Here is a 1,258-nt window from a genome sequence, read left to right as displayed (position 1 = left end):
ACGCCGGGAAGGCATTCCCGGCACCTCTCGCACTGGCCGCATAACCGCCGCACTTGACCCGCCAGTGACATGAGATGTCTCGTCGACGCCGGTCAGACGCCGCTGCCGCTTCTTCACGAGCTGCGGCTCGAAGCTGCCGGCTGTATCGCGCGGCACCCTCACCTCCACCGGGCCGACGTCGGTCAGCACGGTCTTCGCACGCGTGCCGTTGCGGCTGTTGCCGTTGTTCTTCCCGGCCGGATCGTGCTTCTCGTAGCCGAGGTGATCAATGATCTCGCCCTCCAGGGCGGACTCCAGCACCCGCTTGGTGAGCAACTGCAACAGTCCGCCCTCGCCGGTCAGTTGCAGGCCCTCGCTCCGAGCCCGGTCAACCAGCATCGCGACGAGCTGCTCGTCCGACGTGGCCGACGGCAACCCACCACCGGCCGGTCCCTCCACGGACTCGTGCTCGATCGTCGTCTCGCTCACGTGGCGTCTCTCCCTTGATCAACAGATCCGCCGTTGATTACCGGTGGTTTGTTGACATGGGGTTGATGCCGCAGTAGGTCGGTGCACAAGGGTAGTTGACGCTGTTGGGGGTGGTCGTGGTGGTGACTGCGAGGCGTCCTTGTCCGCCTGCTCCGGGGCCGTTGGAGGGGTTCGCGGCCCGGTTCGACGATCTGTTCTCCTCACTGGCCCAGCGGCGGGGGTTTCGTGAATACCTGACCGGGTTGCTACTGCCGCGGGACCGTAACAAGACGCTGACCTGCCTGGCCGGGGCGGAGCCGGTGGCCGGGGCCCAGGACGCTGCGGTGCAGCGGCTTCAGTTCTTCCTGTCGGAGTCCCGCTGGGACCACGAGCTGGTCAATGCCCGCCGCTTGGAGATGCTGCTGGCCGATCCGGCGACCGCGCCGTATGCGGGCGGGGTGCTGGTTATCGATGATTCCGGAGACCGTAAGGACGGCAAGGCGACCGCGCATGTGGGGCGGCAGTGGCTGGGCCGACTGGGGAAGACCGACAACGGCGTGGTCACGGTGACGACGCTGTGGGCCGATGAGCGCGTCTACTACCCACTGCATGCGGTGCCCTACACGCCCTCCCATCACTTCCCCAGAGCCAGGAGTGACCCCGACTTTCGCACAAAGCTGCAGATCGCAGCAGTGCTCGCCCGCCAAGCGGCGGAAGCCGGGGCGGTGTTCCGGGCGGTGGTGTCCGACAGTGCCTACGGCGACCAGGACGGATTCCGCGGTGAACTGGGCGCCGCCGGGCTGCCGTTCGT

General features: G+C 67.2%; 2 protein-coding genes. One reads left to right on the top strand and one right to left on the bottom strand.

All coding sequences use genetic code 11. The features are described from left to right. On the bottom strand, window positions 1–378 hold a 378-nt coding region (locus ACFWI9_RS34420; protein ID WP_387169262.1), incomplete at its 3' end, for a transposase. A 200-nt stretch (window positions 379–578) separates the two neighbouring features. Here ACFWI9_RS34420 and ACFWI9_RS34415 point away from each other — a divergent pair. Then, window positions 579–1,258, top strand: a 680-nt coding sequence (locus ACFWI9_RS34415; protein WP_387169259.1) for a transposase, incomplete at its 3' end; no start/stop codon positions are given.

Source organism: Streptomyces sp. NPDC127084 (assembly GCF_042724175.1).
Taxonomy (GTDB): domain Bacteria; phylum Actinomycetota; class Actinomycetes; order Streptomycetales; family Streptomycetaceae; genus Streptomyces.
This window is presented reverse-complemented; position numbering and strand designations above follow the sequence as displayed.